This is a genomic window from Streptomyces sp. NPDC002896 (genome assembly GCF_040295225.1).
Lineage (GTDB): Bacteria > Actinomycetota > Actinomycetes > Streptomycetales > Streptomycetaceae > Streptomyces.
The window spans coordinates 272773-293000 of the sequence record NZ_JBEOVA010000011.1 but is presented as its reverse complement, the minus strand read 5'-3'; the positions used below and the strand labels follow the sequence as shown (position 1 = coordinate 293000).

At 70.9% G+C, this 20228-nt stretch carries 19 protein-coding genes; 11 read left to right on the top strand and 8 right to left on the bottom strand.

The window, feature by feature from the left end; all coding sequences use genetic code 11:
* The first annotated feature begins 6 nt into the window (after positions 1-6).
* On the top strand, positions 7-798 hold the full coding sequence (locus ABT009_RS22885; protein ID WP_351297794.1) for a VOC family protein: 792 nt from the start codon (positions 7-9) through the stop codon (positions 796-798).
* Between the two features lie 225 nt (positions 799-1023).
* Positions 1024-1272 carry a WhiB family transcriptional regulator gene (locus ABT009_RS22880; RefSeq protein WP_351297791.1) on the top strand — a complete coding sequence of 83 codons (249 nt, stop codon included), beginning with the start codon at positions 1024-1026 and terminating at the stop codon, positions 1270-1272.
* Between the two features lie 173 nt (positions 1273-1445).
* On the opposite strand, the gene ABT009_RS22875 is transcribed toward ABT009_RS22880, so the two are convergent.
* A complete protein-coding gene (locus tag ABT009_RS22875) occupies positions 1446-2420 on the bottom strand; it encodes an acyl-ACP desaturase (protein ID WP_351297788.1) in 975 nt (324 codons plus the stop codon).
* A 193-nt stretch (positions 2421-2613) separates the two neighbouring features.
* Positions 2614-3390 (bottom strand): dimethylargininase, encoded by a 777-nt coding sequence (gene ddaH / locus ABT009_RS22870; protein WP_351297785.1) that lies wholly within the window; start codon positions 3388-3390, stop codon positions 2614-2616.
* A 249-nt stretch (positions 3391-3639) separates the two neighbouring features.
* On the opposite strand from ddaH, the gene ABT009_RS22865 reads away from it, so the two are divergent.
* Entirely contained in the window at positions 3640-4119 is a 480-nt protein-coding gene (locus ABT009_RS22865; protein WP_351297782.1) for a cupin domain-containing protein, read from the top strand.
* A gap of 56 nt (positions 4120-4175) precedes the next feature.
* Here the strand turns inward: ABT009_RS22865 and ABT009_RS22860 are convergent, their stop codons facing one another.
* Positions 4176-5846: an ABC-F family ATP-binding cassette domain-containing protein gene (locus tag ABT009_RS22860; protein WP_351298043.1), complete on the bottom strand. Its 1671-nt coding sequence runs from the start codon at positions 5844-5846 to the stop codon at positions 4176-4178.
* Between the two features lie 481 nt (positions 5847-6327).
* On the bottom strand, positions 6328-6744 hold the full coding sequence (ssgD, locus tag ABT009_RS22855) for a spore wall synthesis regulator SsgD (RefSeq protein ID WP_351297779.1): 417 nt from the start codon (positions 6742-6744) through the stop codon (positions 6328-6330).
* Positions 6745-7116: 372 nt separating this feature from the next.
* Here ssgD and ABT009_RS22850 point away from each other — a divergent pair, with 372 nt between their 5' ends.
* Positions 7117-7440, top strand: a complete 324-nt coding sequence (locus ABT009_RS22850) for a plasmid stabilization protein (protein ID WP_351297776.1) — start codon at positions 7117-7119, stop codon at positions 7438-7440.
* 49 nt (positions 7441-7489) lie between these two features.
* On the opposite strand, the gene ABT009_RS22845 is transcribed toward ABT009_RS22850, so the two are convergent.
* On the bottom strand, positions 7490-7789 hold the full coding sequence (locus ABT009_RS22845; RefSeq protein ID WP_351297773.1) for a YciI family protein: 300 nt from the start codon (positions 7787-7789) through the stop codon (positions 7490-7492).
* Between the two features lie 42 nt (positions 7790-7831).
* Between ABT009_RS22845 and ABT009_RS22840 the strand changes: the two genes are divergently transcribed.
* Positions 7832-8536: an endonuclease V gene (locus ABT009_RS22840; protein ID WP_351297770.1), complete on the top strand. Its 705-nt coding sequence runs from the start codon at positions 7832-7834 to the stop codon at positions 8534-8536.
* A 71-nt stretch (positions 8537-8607) separates the two neighbouring features.
* Positions 8608-8748, top strand: coding sequence for a morphogenic membrane protein MmpA (mmpA, locus tag ABT009_RS22835; protein ID WP_351297767.1), 141 nt, complete (start codon positions 8608-8610; stop codon positions 8746-8748).
* 61 nt (positions 8749-8809) lie between these two features.
* On the opposite strand, the gene ABT009_RS22830 is transcribed toward mmpA, so the two are convergent.
* A complete protein-coding gene (locus ABT009_RS22830) occupies positions 8810-10000 on the bottom strand; it encodes a saccharopine dehydrogenase family protein (RefSeq protein WP_351297764.1) in 1191 nt (396 codons plus the stop codon).
* Positions 10001-10196: 196 nt separating this feature from the next.
* On the opposite strand from ABT009_RS22830, the gene ABT009_RS22825 reads away from it, so the two are divergent.
* From ABT009_RS22825 to ABT009_RS22805, 5 genes are all read left to right on the top strand, one after another.
* Positions 10197-11393, top strand: coding sequence for a CaiB/BaiF CoA transferase family protein (locus ABT009_RS22825; RefSeq protein ID WP_351297761.1), 1197 nt, complete (start codon positions 10197-10199; stop codon positions 11391-11393).
* A 3-nt stretch (positions 11394-11396) separates the two neighbouring features.
* The gene (locus tag ABT009_RS22820; protein ID WP_351297758.1) at positions 11397-12611 is read left to right on the top strand and encodes an acetyl-CoA C-acetyltransferase; all 1215 of its coding nucleotides are present in this window, start codon (positions 11397-11399) and stop codon (positions 12609-12611) included.
* Between the two features lie 53 nt (positions 12612-12664).
* Positions 12665-14839 (top strand): 3-hydroxyacyl-CoA dehydrogenase NAD-binding domain-containing protein, encoded by a 2175-nt coding sequence (locus ABT009_RS22815; protein WP_351297755.1) that lies wholly within the window; start codon positions 12665-12667, stop codon positions 14837-14839.
* A gap of 151 nt (positions 14840-14990) precedes the next feature.
* Complete coding sequence (locus tag ABT009_RS22810) at positions 14991-16610, top strand: thiamine pyrophosphate-binding protein (protein ID WP_351297752.1); 1620 nt, start codon at positions 14991-14993, stop codon at positions 16608-16610.
* Between the two features lie 127 nt (positions 16611-16737).
* On the top strand, positions 16738-17475 hold the full coding sequence (locus tag ABT009_RS22805; RefSeq protein WP_351297749.1) for an IclR family transcriptional regulator: 738 nt from the start codon (positions 16738-16740) through the stop codon (positions 17473-17475).
* 20 nt (positions 17476-17495) lie between these two features.
* Here ABT009_RS22805 and ABT009_RS22800 read toward each other — a convergent pair whose 3' ends face one another.
* Entirely contained in the window at positions 17496-19076 is a 1581-nt protein-coding gene (locus ABT009_RS22800) for a sugar ABC transporter ATP-binding protein (RefSeq protein WP_351297747.1), read from the bottom strand.
* A 1-nt stretch (position 19077) separates the two neighbouring features.
* Positions 19078-20142 (bottom strand): sugar ABC transporter substrate-binding protein, encoded by a 1065-nt coding sequence (locus ABT009_RS22795; RefSeq protein ID WP_351297744.1) that lies wholly within the window; start codon positions 20140-20142, stop codon positions 19078-19080.
* Between the last annotated feature and the right edge of the window lie 86 nt (positions 20143-20228).

The window sequence follows — 20228 nt, the reverse complement described above, 5'->3', positions numbered from 1 at the left end:
GGCGACATGCTCACCACCCGTTACGTCACGGGCTCACCGAACTGGCTCGATGTCGGCACACGCGACATCGAGGGCGCCAAGGCCTTCTACGGCGGCCTGTTCGGCTGGGAGTTCCAGTCGGCAGGGCCGGAGGCCGGCGGGTACGGGATGTTCCAGCTGCACGGAAAGACCGTCGCGGGCGGCATGGCCATCACCGAGGACCAGGGCTCACCGTCCTGGACCCTGTATTTCCAGAGCCCCGATGTCGACGCCACCGCAAAAGCCGTGGAGCAGAGCGGCGGGATCGTACTGATGCAGCCGATGGACGTTTTCGACCAGGGCCGCATGGCGATGTTCGCCGACCCCGCGGGTGTCGCCTTCGGGTCCTGGCAGCCGGGCGTCAACAAGGGCCTGGACCTGGTCGGCGATCAGGGCACTCTGTGCTGGACCGAGCTCTACACCCCGGATGTCGCCGGGGCCACCGAGTTCTACGGCTCGGTCTTCGGCTGGGGGACCTTCGACGTGCCGTTCTCGGGCGGCACGTACACGACGGTCCATCCCGCCGATACGGGCGAGGAGGGGATGTTCGGGGGCGTACTGCCGCTGGAATCCGACCCGATCGAGTCCAAGGCCGGGGCGTACTGGCTGCCGTACTTCGAGGTGGCCGACGCTGACGCGAGCGCCGCCAAGGCCCGTGAGCTGGGCGGCACGGTGAGGATGGAGCCGAGGGACATGGAGAGCGTGGGCCGCCTCGCGAAGCTCACGGATCCGTACGGCGCGCGCTTCGCCGTGATCAAGAGCACGCACCCGCACGGCTGAGCGGGGCGCAGGAGGGGCTGTGCGGGGCCGGAAGGCCATGTGGCGCCGGGCGTGTGGCGCCTCGCAGAAGTGGTCCGGCGCGCCGCCGTGCGGGGGCACCCAGTGCTGGGCCAGGATCGCGTCGACCGGGCCCCGCGACTCGCGGCCCTGCGCCACAGCCCAGGAGCAGGGCGCGTTGATGAATCGTTGATCGCTTGTTTCGCCGTGTCCGGCACGATCGCCGGCATGCAGATCGACACCAGCCAACAGGACCTCGCCTGGCAGGAGCAGGCGCTGTGCGCGCAGACCGGAGGCGACTTCTTCTTTCCCGAACCCGGGAGTTCCGTACGCGAGGCGAAAAGCATCTGCCGGTTGTGCGAGATCCGATCCGAGTGCCTTGAGTACGCGCTCGACAACGACGAACGGTTCGGCGTCTGGGGCGGCCTCTCCGAGAAGGAGCGACAGCGTCTGCGCCGGATCAGAGGCGGCAGCTGAAGACGAGGCCGCAGCTGAAGACGAGGCGGCAGCTGAAGGCGAGGCGGTGGCGTCCCGGGGCGGCGGTCCGCGGCCCCGCGCGATTGCGGGACCGCGACCCGCGGGCTCCAAGGGCGCGCGGCGTCAGCCCATCCGTGGCATCAATCCACGCGGCATCAAGCCACCCCCCTGCGTCAGCCCGCCGCGCGTGCCGCCATCCGGACCTTGCGGGCCGCCAGCTTCTCGTCGAACTTCCGGGCCTCCCCGTCGAGTCCGTCCATGTACAGACCGAGCTCCTCCTGGGCGCGCACGCCCTCGGGGCCGAGGCCGTCGATCTCCAAGACCTTCAGGAAGCGCAGGACGGGCTGCAGTACGTCGTCGTGGTGGATGCGGAGGTTGTAGACCTCGCCGATCGCCATCTGCGCGGCGGCGCGCTCGAAGCCGGGCATGCCGTGGCCCGGCATACGGAAGTTGACCACGACATCGCGCACGGCCTGCATGGTGAGGTCGGGGGCGAGCTCGAAGGCGGCCTTCAGCAGGTTGCGGTAGAAGACCATGTGCAGGTTCTCGTCGGTGGCGATGCGCGCCAGCATCCGGTCGCAGACCGGGTCGCCGGACTGGTGGCCGGTGTTGCGGTGCGAGATACGCGTGGCCAGCTCCTGGAAGGCGACGTACGCGACGGAGTGCAGCATCGAGTGCCGGTTGTCGGACTCGAACCCCTCGCTCATGTGCGCCATGCGGAACTGCTCCAGCTTGTCCGGGTCGACGGCGCGCGAGGCGAGCAGGTAGTCGCGCATCACGATGCCGTGCCGGCCCTCCTCGGCGGTCCAGCGGTGCACCCAGGTGCCCCAGGCGCCGTCGCGGCCGAAGAGCGACGCGATCTCATGGTGGTAGCTGGGGAGGTTGTCCTCCGTCAGGAGGTTGACGACCAGGGCGATACGGCCGATCTCGGTGACCTTCGACTGCTCCTTGCCCCAGGCCTCGCCGTCCTCGAAGAGACCGGGGAAGTTGCGGGCGTCCGACCAGGGCACGTACTCGTGCGGCATCCAGTCCTTGGCCACCGTCAGGTGGCGGTTGAGTTCCTTCTCGACCACTTCCTCCAGGGCATACAGCAACCGGGCGTCGGTCCAGGTGTCCGGGCTGCCGAGATGGGGGGCGGTGATCGTCACGAGGGCTCCAGGGGGACGGGGGTACTGGGGGGACGGTACCTACGGCGTCGTAGGCTACGAAACCGTAGGTTACGAACCCGTAGGTTAAGCGCTCCGTAAAGAGCGTCCGCCAGCGGGGGTACACAAATGGTTCGAATGGGCGCCCCAAGTGCCGCTTGAGCAGCGAGTACAGGCCCCCGATTTCCGTAACACCTCAGCGGTACAGCTCTCGGAGCCGTACCGAGAGACATGTCACACAGCCTTCGAGTTTCTCGAACTCGCTGATGTCGACCGGGACCGGTTCGTATCCCAGATCCGCGAACAGCTCCGCGGTCTTCGGCGCGCTCGCGGCCATCAGCAGCTTCCCGCGGCCGAGCAGCACCACATGCGCCCCCGACTCCTCCGGGACCGGCAGGAAACGCGGAAACAGCGACGGGTTGTCCACGAGCGGCTCGTGCCCGATAACCGTGCCGTCGGGCAGCGCCGTCACGGCCGACTTGAGATGGAGCACCTTGCTCACGGGTACGGCCACGACGCGCGCTCCGAGCGGTTCGAAGACCGCCCGCAGTTGCTGCACTCCGGCCCCGTTGGTGCGCCCGCCGCGCCCCACGTACACGGTGTCACCGATCTTGAGGATGTCACCGCCGTCCAGAGTGCCCGGCTCCCACACCCAGTTGACCGAGCAGCCGAGCCGCGCCACCGCCTCCTCCACACCGGCAGTCTCCGCGCGGCGCGACTCGGCGCCCGGACGGGTGATCAGAGCGACGTTGCGGAAGACGACCACGGTGTCCTCGACGAAGACCGAGTCCGGACAGTCGTCGGCGGGCTCCACCTCGAGGGTCTCCCAGCCGTGCGCCCGCAGCACCTCCGTGTACGCCTCCCACTGCGCGACCGCGAGCCCGGCGTCGACCGGCTCGCGCTCGATATGGGTGACGATCCCTTCCGCGAGGCGCGGGCTGGGTCGGCGGACGAGGGCCTTCTGGCTGGGCACGTGCGGTTCTCCGTATCGGAATGGGCGCGCCGGTTCTCGGGCGGGGCCCGACGCGGGGGCTGTCCGGGCACATCATGCAGCGGCTTCCCAGGTGACGACAGTCCCAATCCGCCGCTGGAGTGGCGACCTCCAACCGGCCGCACCCGCCGTTCCGATCGAACGCGCTTCCGAAGACCAGGCGGTCCTGACAGCTCGGCCTCCACCCCCGATACTCAAATCCGCATAAGCGCCGACGAGTTGGGAGTCATCATGAGACGCACGCGTAGTGGTGTCCGCAAGGCATGTATCGCGACGGGTTGCGTGGCCGCGCTGGCCGTCGGGCCGTCCAGCGCACTCGCGACCCCTGGCAGCGGCGTCTCCGGAACGATCCTGGCCACCGGGACCTCGGCGGGCACGCTCAAGATCAAGCCCCCCAAGGGGCGTGCGGACGTGGTCGTCCGCACCATCACGATCGAGCCGGGCGGATCCACCGGATGGCACTACCACCCCGGCCAGCTCATCGCCGTCGTCAAGTCCGGCACCCTGACCCGCACCATGGACGACTGCTCCGTCGAGTCGAGCCCCGCCGGGACCGCTTTCATCGAACCGTCCGGCCCCGGCCACGTACACATCGGGCGCAATCTCGGTACGGAGCCGGTCGTCCTCTACGTGACCTACCTGCTCCCCGAGGGCAGCCCGCTCTCGATCGACGCGGACGCGCCGGCATGCGCGCAGGCGCAGGCAGGGTGACCTGCGGGCGAGATGCCACCGTGGTGACGCACCGCAGGCAACCCGGCACCCGCACCTCACTCGTTCTTGTCGGGATGGTCTGGATACCCGGCCTGCTCGGGATACCCGGCGGCCTCTTCCGCCGTAATCTCCCGTAGCTCTCCGTCCAGCAGCAGCCCGCGGGTAATGCCGATCGACTCCAGGAACGGCAGGTCGTGACTGGCCACGATCAGCGCTCCCTCGTACGACTCCAGGGCCGTCGTCAGCTGCCGGACGCTCGCCATGTCCAGGTTGTTCGTGGGCTCGTCGAGCATGAGCAGCTGCGGTGCGGGCTCGGCCAGCAGCAGCGCGGCGAGTGCCGCCCGGAAGCGCTCTCCGCCCGAGAGGGTCCCCGCCCGCTGGTCGGCCCGCGCCCCCTTGAACAGGAAGCGGGCCAGACGCGCCCTGATCCGGTTGTTGGTGGCCTCGGGGGCGAAGCGCGCCACGTTCTCGGCGACGGTGAGCTCCTCGTCCAGCACGTCGAGCCGCTGGGGCAGAAAGCGCAGCGGCACATGCGCCCTGGCGTCGCCCGCCGCCGGTTCCAGCTCTCCGGCGATCGTGCGCAGCAGCGTCGTCTTTCCCGCGCCGTTGCGGCCGATGAGCGCGATCCGCTCGGGGCCGCGCAGCTCGAACGCGCCGCTCACGCGCGCGCCGTACTTCAGCTCCAGCTCGCGCAGCGTCAGCACGGTGCGGCCGGGCGGGACCGCGGTGTACGGCAGGTCGATGCGGATCTCGTCGTCGTCCCGTACGGCCTCCACCGCCTCGTCGAGGCGCTCCTTCGCCTCGGCGAGCCTCTCCTCGTGCATGATGCGGTGCTTGCCGGCCGACTCCTGTGCGGCTCTCTTGCGTGCGCCCATGACGATCTTGGGTTCGCGTTTCTGGTCCCACATCTTCTGGCCGTACCGTTTGCGGCGGGCCAATTTGACCTGGGCATCGGCGAGTTCGCGCTTCTGGCGGCGCAGATCGGTCTCGGCGGCCCGCACCATGCGTTCGGCCGCCTCCTGCTCGCCGGAGAGCGCTCTCTCGTAGGCGGAGTAGGGCCCTCCGTACCAGGTGATCTCGCCCGCATGCAGGTCGGCGATCTGGTCGACCAGTTCGAGGAGTTCACGGTCGTGGCTGACCACGATCATGACGCCGGACCAGGCCGCCACCGTGGCGTGGAGCCGTCTGCGCGCCCACAGGTCGAGATTGTTGGTGGGCTCGTCCAGGAGCAGCACGTCGGGGCGGCGCAGCAGCAGTGCGGCCAGCCGCAGGAGCACGGACTCGCCGCCGGAGACCTCGCCGATGGTGCGGTCGAGGCCGATGTGGCCGAGCCCGAGCCCGTCGAGGGTCGCGATGGCGCGTTCCTCGACGTCCCAGTCGTCGCCGACGGCCGTGAAGTGCTCCTCCCTTACATCGCCCGCCTCGATGGCGTGCAGCGCGGCGCGCGTGCCGGCGATGCCCAGGGCCTCGTCGACGCGCAGTCCGGTGTCGAGGGTGACGTTCTGCGGGAGGTAGCCGACCTCGCCGGCCACGCGGACGGTGCCGTCCGTCGGGGTGAGTTCGCCCGCGATCAGCTTCAGGAGGGTTGATTTCCCGGATCCGTTGAGCCCGATGAGGCCGGTCCTGCCGGGGCCGAAGGCGACCTGCAGACCGTCGAAGACCCCGGTTCCGTCAGGCCAGCCGAAGGTCAGGGACGTGCAGGTGATGGATGTGGGGGATGTGGACATACGGGCCTCCGCGGTGACTGAAGAGCGGTGGCCGGGCAGGGCGATCGTCTGGACCGGACGCATACGGCGGGCGGTCGCGAACGCGCTCCCGGTCACTGGCAGAAGTGGTCAGGTGCAACGCGTTCGGGACACCGCGGGGGCGGGGCGACAGCGGCGGGCGATCAACCTGGAGAACGGAAGGCCGTCAGGCACAGTCCGTCAGGCGGAAGCCGGGGGCTCGAAGCCGGAGGACGCGGGGGAATGAGGCCCGCGCCGGAAGACGGCTCGTACGCCGAGGTCGCACGCTGTGCACACAGCAGCATTGGGCTGTGTGACACGGTGTCCCAGGACCTCAGACGAGCAACGTCCTTCTCCAATCGACGGCAGCAGAACCGTGGTGAACGCTACGAGGCCGCCGGATCGGCGTCAAATGTATTTTCGGCGGGCCGCCGGCCGGGGCGAGCCTTCAGTGCGGGCCGCGGGTGACGGCCCCGGGTGGCGCTCAGCAGGCGCCGCCCATCAGCTCGGCGAGATCGTGGTCCAGGTCGAGATACAGGTGCTCGTCACCCGTGGGAACGAGCGCGACGGTGCGCGCAAGGAAGCGGCGCAGCTCTCCCGTGCGGACATGGACGACCGCGGTGCCCTCACGGGCGTGGAACTCGAGGACCGTGCGGTCGTAACCGTACGGCCGCAACGTCACGTCGCCCTGGCCCGCGGGTCGGTCGATGCCGGTGTCGAGCAGCTCCCGAGCGAACATCCAGCAGACCTCGACGCCTTCCAGGGTCGCCGGTGCCGGGAAGGTGATCCGCACGGCGAAGGGATCGCGACGGTCGTAGTGCAGCGTCGCGGGGATGGTCGGCATGCGCGGCACGGCCGCGACGAGACGGGCCTCTACGACTTGTTCGATGACGGTGGACAACGCCTGCTCCCTGGTGACGGCTGATCGAAGGCTGGGCTGATGGCGCCGGACTCTTGAGTAGACGGCAGAACGAGCGAATGCGTGCATGCCCCGGCCGAGTGACCTCTGTCACCCACTTCAATCTCCCCTCTCCGACGCGGTGACAGACGTCACGGGGGGCCCATCCGGCGTCGGCTCGCCCGGCTCGTCTCCGGGTCGGTGGACCGCTGGCAGGCCCTGGGCGGCGCTCCACGCGCGCGTACCCCTTCGGACGAGGGTTGACCTGGACGGCCCCACGGCTTCCGTCCGGGCCGGTGCCATCTGCGGTGCGGCGGTGCGGAAGTCATGTTTGCCTGATGCGGGGGCCGTTGTCACAGAGTGAGGAGCACGACCATGCCACGCGGCTCTAGCCCCAAACGGGAACGCCAGTATGAGCACATCAAGGAGGGCCAGCTCGAGCGCGGTGAGAGCACGAAGCGCGCCGAGGAGATCGCCGCGAGAACGGTGAACAAGGAGCGGGCCCGGCAGGGCGAGTCGAAGACCGCGAGCCGCACCTCGACCGAGGACATCTCGTCCGGCCGCCGCGGCGGCCTTCGCTCCGGCCGGGGATCGCAGGGTCCGACGTACGACCAGCTATACCAAGAGGCCAAGAGCCGTAACATCGAAGGCCGTTCGAAGATGAACAAGGACCAGCTGTCCCGCGCCCTGGGCCGTTGACCGCGCCCACGAGGGGCCGGGACGGTGCACAGCCCCGGCCCCTCGCCCGTCAGCCGGGCAGCTTCTGGCGGTGGGCGGCCAGCTCAGGCGCCGTCTTCGTCGCGATGAACTCCGTGATCCGGTAGGCGCACACACCCGCCACGGCGAGCGGGTCGGTCGCGGTGATCTCTTCGATCTCCGCCCGGTCGTCGCCGACGGCGAGGATGACGCCGCCGTCGCGAGGATTCTTGCGGCCCGACGCGAGGAAAGTACCGGACGCGTAGTGCTTCTCCAGCCACTCGACATGCGCCGGCAGGGCGGCGTCGACGGCCTCGAGAGGGGCAGTGTAGGTCAGTTCCAGTACGAACATGATCGCGATCGTACTCGCGGGCCCCGTACTCTCGACGGCACGATGAGAACAGTGAGCATCCCCGGGGACTGGCCCACCACTGAAGCGCAAGCCCGGGCGATCCAGGACGAGTTGCGGACCCGTGTGGTGCTCGACGAGCCCGGGCCGGCGCCGGGCACCGGGCATGTCACGGGTGTCGACGTCGCGTACGACGATGAGCGGGACCTGGTCGCGGCCGCGGCCGTGGCCCTCGATGCGGCGACCCTGGAGGTCGTCGAGGAGGCGACCGCCGTCGGCCGGATCTCCTTTCCGTACGTCCCGGGGCTGCTCGCCTTCCGTGAGATCCCCACCGTGCTGGCCGCGCTCGACTCACTCCGTGCCGACCCCGGAACGGTCGTCTGCGACGGTTACGGCCGCGCCCATCCGCGCCGTTTCGGGCTCGCAAGCCACCTCGGCGTCCTGACCGGCCTGCCGTCGATCGGCGTCGCCAAGAACCCGTTCACCTTCTCGTACGGGGAGCCGGGCACACCGCGCGGCTCCTTCTCGCCCCTCGTCGAGGGGGACGAGGAGGTGGGCAGAGCGCTGCGCACCCAGGACGGCGTCAAGCCCGTCTTCGTCTCCGTCGGGCACCGCGTCAGCCTGGACACCGCATGCGCCCACACGCTCCGCCTGACCCCGCGCTACCGCCTTCCGGAGTCCACACGGCGCGCGGACGCCCTGTGTCGACGGGTACTACGTGAGGCGGCCGCCTCGGGACGCGCCGACTGAGTACCCGTACTTATGTCCGTTGTGTAGGTGTGCGGATCTCCGTGGTCGACGCGGTCGGCAGGCTGGGCCGCATGACTTCGCACCGCGCCCCGAAGGCCGCCGCCGCACCTCTTCACCCGCTCGAGCGCACCGTGACCGCCGCCCTGGTCGTCGCGGTGATCGCCGGACTCGCCTGGATCGGCGGGATGATCTACACGCTCATATCGTGGTGACGCCCGCCGACACGGCCATGCCGGGGTGATCCGGCGACGTCCCCCAGGGCCGCGTGGAGGCTCACCTCTCGGCTGCCACCCGGAAGGTGATCCCCGCCGCGCGCAGCCGGTCCGTCAGGGCGTCGCCCATCGCGACCGCGGTCGTCACCTGGCCCGCCGTCTCGGGCAGGTCGTCGAGCGCGAGCGACAGCGCCGACTCGGCGAACATCTTCGCCGTCTCGCCGTAGCCCGGGTCGCCGCCCGCGACCTCGGTGAACACCCGGCGACCCCCGCCCTCGCCCACGAACCGCACCGAGAACCAGCTCCTCGCGCGTCGCTGCTCGTCCGGACCCTCACCGGGCCTGAGACGGTTCGACAGCCAGCGCCGGGCGGGCGGCAGCTGGGCCGACGCAAAGAGCGCGCCCGCGGCCGCCACGCCGCCCACGGCGAACGGCAGCCGCTTGACGGCCGCGTAGTGCCGGTAGCGGAAGTCCGGCCCGTACCGCTCGAGGGCCCGGGCCGAGCGCTGCACGATCTGCGGATCGATCGTCGGCAGCGGCAGCGCCCAGGCGGCGACCTCCTTGGCGTACCGCGGCGCGCTCACCGGCGCGTACGCGCGGCGGCCCAGCAGGCGCGGCTCGTGCAGGCGCCGGTCGCGCGCGGCCGCCAGCATCTGCGGACCGCGCGAGAACTGGTTCAGTGCGGACGCGAACGTGCCGCCCGAGAACATCGCGTCGGACCGTACGAAGCCGTCGATGCGCAGCGGTACGCCCTCGGGCAGCTGCAGCACCGTGAAGTACGCGCCCAGGTCGTGCGGTACCGAGTCGAATCCGCAGGCGTGCACCAGCCGGGCGCCGGTCTCACGCGCGCGTGCGTCGTGCCTGACGTAGGTGAGGTCCACGAACTCGGGCTCGCCCGCCAGGTCGGCGTAGTCGGTGCCGGCGGCCGCGCAGGCGGCGACCAGGTCCTGCCCGTACCTGAGATACGGGCCGACCGTCGTGGCGACCACGCGCGCGTGCGCCGCCATTTCGCGCAGTGACGCCGGGTCGGCCACGTCGGCCCGGATCACGGCGGGTTCCGGGCGCCCCGGCGAAAGCTTGGCGAGCCGCTCGCGCAGCTCCTCCAGTTTCGTCGTGGTGCGGCCCGCGATCGCCCAGCGCAGCCCTTCGGGCGCATGGGCGGCCAGATACTCCGCCGTCAGCCGCCCCACGAACCCGGTCGCGCCGAAGAGTACGACGTCATACGCCCGATCGGTCCTGTTCTGCCTGCTCATGGCACCCCTCAGCCGTGCGTTACGGGCCGCTGTCGGGGGCCGAGGCTAGCGTGGGCTGCACGGGGTTGAAGCGGCGCCCCACGCCCCTGGACCCCACAATTGGCTAAGCGCTTGCTTGCCCAGGTCTTGTGGTGCATGGAACGCGTTCTTAACATCGCTGGTGTTACAGCAGTCATGTCACAGTGCTGGGGGCGCAATGGGAGAAGCACAGACCGGGCCGGGAGCCCGCGGTCCGCTCGCCGGCGTGCGCGTCGTGGAGCTGGCGGGCATCGGTCCCGGGCCCTTCGCCGCGATGCTCCTCGCCGACCTCGGCGCCGATGTCGTACGCGTCGACCGCCCCGGCGGGGGCGGACTCGTCATCGACCCGGAGTACGACATCACCAACCGCAACAAGCGCTCGGTGCTGATCGACCTCAAGGCGGAGAACGGACCCGCCCGTGTCCTCGACCTCGTCGAACGCGCCGACATCCTCATCGAGGGCTTCCGGCCGGGCGTCGCCGAGCGGCTCGGCATCGGCCCGGACGTCTGCCGGGCCCGCAATCCGCGACTCGTCTACGGACGGATGACGGGCTGGGGCCAGCACGGGCCGCTCGCCGACCGCGCCGGGCACGACATCGCGTACGTCGCGCTCACCGGCACTCTCGGCATGATCGGCAAGCCGGGCGAACCGCCCACCGTCCCCGTGAACCTGGTGGGCGACTTCGCGGGCGGCTCCCTCTACCTCGTCGTCGGCGTCCTGGCAGCGCTCCACCACGCCCGGGCGACCGGCACCGGACAGGTCGTGGACGCCGCGATCGTCGACGGCGCCTCGCATCTCGCCTCGATGATCCACGCCATGCTGGCGGCGGGCACCTGGCAGGACCGCCGCGGCGCGAACCTGCTGGACGGCGGCTGCCCCTTCTACGGCTGCTACGAGACCGCGGACGGCGGGTACATGGCGGTCGGCGCCCTCGAGCAGCAGTTCTACGACGAGTTCAGCGAGCTTCTCGGCATCCGCGATGAGGCTCCGGCCCGCTGGGACCTGGCGCGCTGGGACGAGCTGCGCGAGGCTGTCGCCGCCCGCTTCAAGACCCGTACGCGCGACGAGTGGGCCGCGGTCTTCGAGGACTCCGACGCCTGCGTCGCGCCTGTCCTCTCGCTGCGTGAGGCGCCGGCCCATCCTCATCTCGCCGCGCGCGGCACGTTCACCGACCACAGCGGGATCACCCAGCCCGCGCCCGCGCCCCGCTTCTCCGCGACGCCCACCACCGTGCGCAGCGGTCCCGCGCAGCCGGGCGCGGACACCGCCGACGTGGCCCGCGACTGGGACGTTCCGAACCTGACCCCGACCAGTTCCACCCCGGCGCAGGGCGCCCCGAACCCGACACAGCACACCCCGAAGGACGGCGACTGACCGATGACCACCGAAGCGTATGTGTACGAGGCCATCCGCACCCCGCGCGGGCGCGGCAAGGCGGGCGGCGCCCTGCACGGCACCAAGCCCATCGACCTCGTGGTCGGTCTGATCCACGAGATCCGCGCCCGCTTCCCCGACCTGGACCCGGCCGCGATCGACGACATCGTGCTCGGTGTCGTCAGCCCGGTCGGCGACCAGGGCTCCGACATCGCGCGCACCGCCGCTATCGCCGCGGGTCTGTCCGACACCGTCGCCGGCGTCCAGGAGAACCGCTTCTGTGCCTCGGGCCTGGAGGCTGTCAACCTGGCGGCGGCCAAGGTGCGTTCGGGCTGGGAGGACCTGGTCCTCGCGGGCGGCGTCGAGTCGATGTCGCGCGTGCCGATGGCCTCGGACGGCGGCGCCTGGTTCAACGACCCGATGACCAACCTCGCCGTCAACTTCGTGCCGCAGGGCATCGGCGCCGACCTGATCGCCACGATCGAGGGATTCTCGCGGCGTGACGTCGACGAGTACGCGGCGCTGTCGCAGGAGCGTGCCGCGGCCGCCTGGAAGGACGGCCGCTTCGACAGGTCCGTCGTGCCCGTCCGCGACCTCAGCGGCCTCGTCGTCCTCGACCACGACGAGCACCTGCGCCCCGGCACCACCGCCGACTCGCTGGCCAAGCTCAAGGCGTCGTTCGCCGACATCGGCGACCTGGGCGGCTTCGACGCCGTGGCGCTGCAGAAGTATCACTGGGTGGAGAAGATCGACCACGTGCACCACGCGGGCAACTCGTCCGGCATCGTCGACGGCGCGTCGCTGGTCGCCATCGGCTCGAAGGAGACCGGCGAGCGCTACGGTCTGCGCCCGCGCGCCCGTATCGTCTCGGCCGCCGTCTCCGGCTCCGAGCCCACGATCATGCTGACCGGGCCCGCTCCCGCCACCCGCAAGGCCCTCGCCAAGGCGGGGTTGACCATCGACGACATCGACCTCGTCGAGATCAACGAGGCCTTCGCGGCCGTCGTGCTGCGCTTCGTGAAGGACATGGGCCTGTCCCTGGACAAGGTCAACGTCAACGGCGGCGCCATCGCGCTCGGCCACCCGCTCGGCGCCACCGGCGCGATGATCCTCGGCACCCTCGTCGACGAACTGGAACGCCAGGACAAGCGCTACGGCCTCGCCACGCTCTGCGTCGGCGGCGGCATGGGCATCGCCACGATCGTCGAGCGCCTCTGACCGTCCCGTCCCCACCCAGCCCCAGTCTTTCCGACTCTTACGGAGCACCGCAGATGAGCACCGAGCCCACCACCATCCGCTGGGAACAGGACGAGACCGGCGTCGTCACCCTCGTCCTCGACGACCCGAACCAGTCCGCGAACACCATGAACCAGGCCTTCCGCGCCTCCATCGCCGCGATCGCCGACCGCGCCGAGGCCGAGAAGGACTCCATCCGCGGCATCATCTACACGTCCGCCAAGAAGACCTTCTTCGCGGGCGGCGACCTCAAGGACATGATCCAGGCCGGCCCCGAGCAGGCCCAGCAGGTGTTCGACATGAGCACCGACATGAAGAAGTCGCTGCGCCGCATCGAGACCCTCGGCAAGCCGGTCGTCGCGGCCATCAACGGCGCGGCGCTCGGCGGCGGTTACGAGATCGCGCTCGCCAGCCACCACCGGATCGCGCTGGACGCGCCCGGCTCCAAGATCGGCCTGCCCGAGGTCACCCTGGGCCTGCTCCCCGGGGGCGGCGGCGTGACCCGCACCGTACGGCTGATGGGCATCGCGGACGCACTGCTGAAGGTGCTGCTCCAGGGCACCCAGTACTCGCCGCAGCGCGCCCTCGAGAACGCTCTCGTCCACGAAGTGGCCTCATCGCCTGAGGAGATGATGGCCAAGGCCCGCGCGTTCATCGACGCCCACCCCGAGTCCCGGCAGCCCTGGGACGTGCCGGGCTACCGGATCCCCGGCGGCACCCCGTCCAACCCCAAGTTCGCCGCCAACCTCCCCGCGTTCCCTGCCAATCTGAGGAAGCAGCTGAACGGCGCGCCCTACCCGGCGCCGCGCAACATCCTCGCTGCGGCCGTCGAGGGCTCCCAGGTCGACTTCGAGACCGCTCTCACCATCGAGGCCCGGTACTTCACCGAGCTGGTCACCGGCCAGACCGCGAAGAACATGATCCAGGCGTTCTTCTTCGACCTCCAGGCCGTGAACGCAGGCAGGAACCGGCCGACGGGCATCGAGCCGCGCCAGGTCCGCCGGGTCGCGGTCCTCGGCGCCGGGATGATGGGCGCGGGCATCGCGTACTCATGCGCCCGAGCGGGCATCGACGTCGTCCTCAAGGACGTCTCGGTGGACGCCGCCGAGCGCGGCAAGAACTACTCCGAGAAGCTCTGCGCCAAGGCCGTCACCAAGGGGCGTACCAGCCAGGAGAAGGCGGACGCGCTGCTCGCCCGTATCACGCCGACCGCCGACCCCGCCGACCTGGCGGGCTGTGACGCGGTGATCGAGGCCGTCTTCGAGGACCCCGCGCTCAAGCACAAGGTGTTCCAGGAGATCCAGAACATCGTCGAGCCGGACGCGCTGCTGTGCTCCAACACCTCGACCCTGCCCATCACGGTGCTGGCCGAGGGCGTCGAGCGGCCCGAGGACTTCATCGGGCTCCACTTCTTCTCGCCCGTCGACAAGATGCCGCTCGTCGAGATCATCAAGGGCGAGCGGACCGGCGACGAGACCATCGCCCGCGCCTTCGACCTGGTCCGGCAGATCCGGAAGACCCCGATCGTCGTCAACGACTCGCGCGGCTTCTTCACCTCGCGCGTCATCGGGCACTTCATCAACGAGGGCGTCGCCATGGTCGGCGAGGGCATCGAGCCCGCGTCGGTCGAGCAGGCGGCGGCCCAGGCCGGTTACCCGGCGAAGGTCCTGTCGCTGATGGACGAGCTCACCCTCACGCTGCCGCGGAAGATCCGCCGCGAAACGCAGCGCGCCGTGGAGGAGGCGGGCGGCACCTGGACCCCGCACCCCGCCGACGCGGTCATCGACCGCATGGTCGACGAGTTCGGCCGCACCGGCAGGAGCGGCGGCGCGGGCTTCTACGAGTACGCGGACGGCAAGCGAGCCGGGCTGTGGCAGGGCCTGCGGGAGCACTTCACCAAGCCGGGGTACGAGATCCCGTTCCGCGACATGCAGGAACGCATGCTGTTCTCCGAGGCGCTGGACACCGTCCGGCTCCTCGAGGAAGGCGTGCTGACCTCCGTCGCCGACGCCAACATCGGCTCCATCTTCGGCATCGGCTTCCCCGGCTGGACCGGCGGCGTCCTCCAGTACATCAACGGCTACGAGGGCGGCCTGCCCGGCTTCGTGGCACGCGCGCGTGAACTCGCCGAGCGCTACGGAGAGCGGTTCCAGCCGCCCGCCCTGCTCGTCGAGAAGGCCGACAAGGGCGAGACGTTCACGGACGCCTAACCACAGGCGACTTGGGGCCTGAGCCGGGGACCGCAGTACTCGGGCGGCGGCCTGGAGGACCCGTATCACTCACCGATACGACACCCTTGCCGCCCCGGCCGGGGGACCGGACGCTGACCAGCGAACGGTCCCCGGCCCGAGGAGGCCCAGCATGGCCTTACGACCTGCCCAGGCCCTGACGGCCATCCTGCGCAGCGAGGGCGTGGACAGGGTCTTCGGCAATCCCGGCACCACCGAACTCCCGCTGCTCGGCGCCCTCGTGGACAACGGACTCGACTACGTCCTCGGTGTCCACGAGGGCGCAGTCGTCTCTATGGCCGACGGATACGCCCGCGCCACCGGCCGCCCCGCCTTCGTCAGCCTGCACATCGCGGCGGGCCTCGCCAACGGGCTCATCGGGCTGCTCAACGCCCGCCGCTCGCGCACCCCGCTCGTCGTCATGGCGGGCCAGCAGGACCGCCGCCATCTCCAGCAGGACCCCATGCTCTCCGGCGATCTCGTCTCCATCGCCGCACCGGCCGTCAAGGCCACGTCCGACGTACAGCACGCCCGCGATCTGCCGCTCGCCCTGCGCCGCGCCTTCGCGCTCGCCGTAAGGCCGCCCGCCGGGCCCGTCTTCCTCTCCGTCCCCATGGACCTGCTCATGGAGGACACCGAGGTCGCCCTTCCCGCCCGTACCCCGCCGCCACTCGCGGGTCCGGCCACCGGCCTGGACCGCGCGGCCGCGCTGCTCGCCGCGGCTGACCGCCCGGTGATCGTGGCCGGGGACGCGGTGGCGCGTGAGGGCGCTCTCGACGCGCTGGTACGGACCGCCGAGGCGTGTGGGGCGACCGTCCACCACCAGCCGATGGCCGACGCCCTCGACTTCCCGACAACGCACCCCCTCTACGCGGGGATGCTGCCGCCCAGGCACGACGCCATCCGCACCGCCCTGGCCCCGTACGACACCGTCCTGATCGCCGGTGCCCACGCGTTCACACCGCACCACTACTCGCCGGGACCGCCGCTCCCGGCCGGTATCACCATCGTCCAGCTCGACTCCGACCCCGACGAGATCGGCCGCAACTTCCCCGCCGATGCTGGGCTCGTCGGCGGTCTCGCCCCGTCCCTCGACCGCCTGGCCGAGCTGCTGCGCCGGCAGATCCCGGCCCATGCCGCGAAGACCCGCGCCCAACTGGCGGGGGAGCGGCACACCGCCGAGCTGGACCGCGTGGCGGCGGAAGCGCTCTCCGCGTACTCCGACGCCCCGCTCGCCCCGTGGGCCGCCGCGCACGCCGTGGCCGACGGACTGCCGGACGGCGCGGTGGTCGTCGAGGAGGCCATCACCGTGGGCCTGCTGCTGCGGCGTCTCGTACGGCTCGACCGGCCGGGCAGCTACACCCACACCGTCGGCGGGGGCCTGGGCTGGGGCATCGGGGCCGCCATCGGGCGCGCACTGGCCGAGCCGGGCCGGCCCGTCGTCGCCGTACTCGGTGACGGCTGCGCGATGTTCGGCCTGCAGGGGCTTTGGAGCGCGGCCCGCTACGAGGTCCCCGTGCTGTTCGTCGTGATGAGCAACGGCGCCTATCGCACGCTCCAGGACACCTACGCGGCGCTCGGCCTGCCCGGCGCCTGCCCCGGGACCGAACTGGGACGGCTGGACTTCACCCAGGCCGCACGCTTCTTCGGGATCGACGCGGTACGGGCCGGCAGCGCCGCGCAGCTGTGTGAACTCGTCGCCGGCGCTGGTGGGTTGGAGGGGCCGATGCTCGTCGACGTGCCCCTGCGGTGAGATCTGGTGAAGGACTCCGGTGATCCGTGACTGATCTACGCCTGCTCCTTGAGTGATCCCTGAGGGCACGTCAACTCACAGCTTCCCGAGTCTTGTCAACCTCGGCCCGCGGCCCGACCATCTCCCCATGACCCAGCAGCCGCCCAAGTCGGTGCTCGCCCGCGGGGTCGCGCTGCTGCGCGCCTGCGGTGATGCCGAGGACGGCCTGGCACTCACCGAACTGGCCGACCGCACCGCTCTGCCCAAGCCGACCGCGCACCGGCTCCTCGGCGAGCTCGGGCGCCTCGGGCTCGTGGAGCGTGCGTCCGACGGCCGCTACCGGCTCGGGCTCTCCCTCTTCGTCCTCGGCCAGTCGGCACCCGGGGCCCGCGAGCTGCGCGACGCGGCACTGCCGTACCTCTCCGACCTGTACGAGGCGACGCACGAGAACGTCCATCTCGCCGTGCTCGACGGCAACGACACACTCTTCCTGGAGAAGCTGACCGGGCGCCGCGCCACGCCGATCGTCTCGCGCACCGGCGGCCGGCTACCCGCGCACTGCACGGCCACCGGCAAGGTGTTCCTCGCCCACGAACCGCTCCCGCCGCCCGGCACGCTGGCGCGGCTCACCCCGCGCACGATGATCCTGCCCGGGCAGCTCGCCCGCGATCTCGCCCGCACCCGGGCGCGCGGGTACGGCGTCAACCGCGAGGAGGCGGAGGTCGGTATCTCCGCCGTCGCGGCGCCCGTGTACGCGGGCGGGCCCGGCTCCCGCCCCGTGGCGGCGATCTCCGTGACCGGAGGTACGCGGCGGCTCGACGTGGACCGTGTCGGGGCGGCCGTGTGCGCGGCGGCACGTGCCCTGACGAGAGCGCTCTCCAGGTGACGCTTCCTGGCCGGGCCCTGTCAGGGTCCCGACGGTCGGCCAGCGTCCCCGGTCTGCCCCGCCGACTGGATCGCCACCGCCAGCCCGTGTTCCGTCAGGGCCGGACCGGTCAGCTCGTCCGCCATGCGGCCGTGGGACAGGACCAGGACCCGGTCGCACACCTCCGTCAGTTCGGCGAGGTCCGTCGAGGCGATCAGCACCGCCGCGCCCCCTGCCGCCAACTCGCCGACGATGCGGTGCATCTCGGCTCGCACGCCGACGTCGACACCCCGCGTCGGATCGTCCAGGACGACGATCTCCGGGTCGGTGGCCAGCCACTTCGCGAAGACGACCTTCTGCTGGTTGCCACCCGACAGCCGCCCCACCACGTCGTACGGGCCCCCGCGCAGCCGCAGCCGTTGGGTCAGCTCCGTCGTACGACGCACCAGATCCGTACGCGACGGCATCAGCCCGCCGCGACCGAGCGCCAGCCAGCTGACAGCCGTGGTGTTCTCCCACACGGTGCGCTCGGTCATCAGCCCGTACCGCTTGCGGTCGCTCGGTACGAACGCCACGCCTGAGCGCACCGCCTCGCGCAGCGACCGGGGTCGGCCCCGGCCCGCGATGTCCACCCGGCCCGCCGAGACCGCCGCCCGGCCGCACACCACCTTCAGCACGTCGAGATGGCCCGCGCCCTGGAGCCCGGCGAGCCCCACCACCTCGCCCGCGCGCACGGTGAGCGTCACATCGGCGAGCCGTCCCGGCACGCACACTCTGGCCAGGACGACGGGCGGGCGGCGTGCCGGGTCCCGTTCCGCTGCACCGCCCCCGGCTCGCTGGGGAGCGGGCGGCGCCCCGCCGAGCATCGCCGTCACCAGAGTCTCGACGCTCACCTGCTCGCGGTCCACGCCCGCCAGCGCCACCCGCCCGTCCCGCAGTACGGTCACGCGCTGCGCGAAGCGCATCACCTCCTCCAGGAAGTGGGTGACGTACAGGACGGCGATGCCCCGCCGCGTGAGCGTCCGCAGGATGCCTTCCAGGCGCTCCACAGCGGCGGCGGGCAGGGCGGACGTCGGCTCGTCGAGGACGAGGACGCGGGGGCGCAGCAGCAGGGCGCGGGCGATCTCCGTCAACTGCTGGTCAGCGAGTGGGAGTTCGCCCACCAGGGTGCCGGGGGCGACGTCAAGCCCGAGCTCCGCCAGGACCGGCCGCGCCGCGCGGTCCATGGCGTCCCGGTCCAGCAGTCCGAAGCGGCGCGGTTGACGGTGCGGAAAGAGGTTCTCCCGTACCGAGAGATCGGGGAAGAGGCTCAGTTCCTGGGAGACGACGGCGATCCCGCCCGTCTTCGCCTCCAGGACCGGTGTCACCGTCCCCGCGTCGGCGGTGGTCACCCCGGAGAGGATCCTGACCAGGGTCGACTTGCCCGCCCCGTTCTCGCCCACCAGCGCATGCACCTCGCCGGCGCGGAGCACGATGCCGGCTCCGTCGAGCGCGGTCACACCGCCGTACGACTTGGCCAGGCCGCGGGCGGTCAGCATGGCGGCCGCCTCGTCGTCCCCGGCGGGGGCGCCTTCCGCTCCGGGTGAGCCTTCCGTGCCGGGCCGTGCCGTCTCGTCGGTCATCTCAGCGTGCATCCTTCAGTGGCTTGAGCTGCGCCTCCTGGTCACCGAGCAGCTTGTCGATCACCGGCTTGTACCAGTCGTACGCCGCCTTCGCCGACTTCTGGCGGGTGATGATCTCGTCGATGTTGGACGAGTCGACGACGCCACCCGGGGAGAGGAACCAGCCCTCCGGCAGCTTGCCGTCGTTGTCGCGCACCGACTCGATGAGGATCGACGTCGACAGGTAGCCCTTGAGGAAGTGCTGCGGGTCGATGGCGACGAAGTTGGAGCCGTCCTTCACCGCCTCCAGGGTCTTGGGGTCGACGTCGAAGCCGGCCGTGAGCCACTTGCCCTTCCGCTGCTTCTTGATCTTGGCGAGGTTGTAGCTGTCGGCGTCCCCGACGCCCAGGAACGCGAGCGCGTCCGGGTGCGCGCTGACCTGCGCCGACCACGAGTTGTGGTTCTGCCCGGGGTCGCTGTACGTCTGGAAGGGGCCCAGGACCTCGACCTTCGGTGCCTTCTTCTTGAACGTGTCCGCGATGCCCTTGGCCCGGTTGTCGAGCACCGGCGTACCCGGGTTGGGTACGCCGATGACGATCTCGCCTTCGGGGTCGTCGCCCAGCCGTTTCAGCGCCTCCTCGGCCATCAGTTCGCCGAGTGCGTAGTTGTCGTTGCCGACGTAGAAGGTGACCTTCGAGCCGTCGGTGGGGGAGGTGTCCAGGGCCACGATCGGGATGCCCTTGTCGACGGCGCGGGCCGCGGGACGGGTGAAGATCGGCGGATCGAGGTTCTCCAGGACGATGCCGTCCTTGGCGGTGGTGGTGAGGTTCTGGAACAGCTGGACCTCGGCCGGGCCGTCGGTGTTGGGCGGCCCGACCGCCTTGAAGTCGACGTTTCCGGCGTGCTCGGCGGCGCTTTCGGCGCCCAGCACCATCTCATGGGCGAAGTTGAGGCTGATGTTGGCGACGGCGATGCCCATGTCGAGGTTTCCGCTCTTGCCCCCCGGGCCCTCGCCGCTGCCGCACCCGGCGGTCAGCAGCATCAGGGCGCCGAGGGCGGCGGACACCGTACGGATTCGGCTGTGCATCGCGGCCTCCATGTCAGCGGTGACGTCGTCCTGGCGGTGACGGCGTCCGGGGCGGTGTGCGGTGACGGTGTCTCGGGCGACGGCAC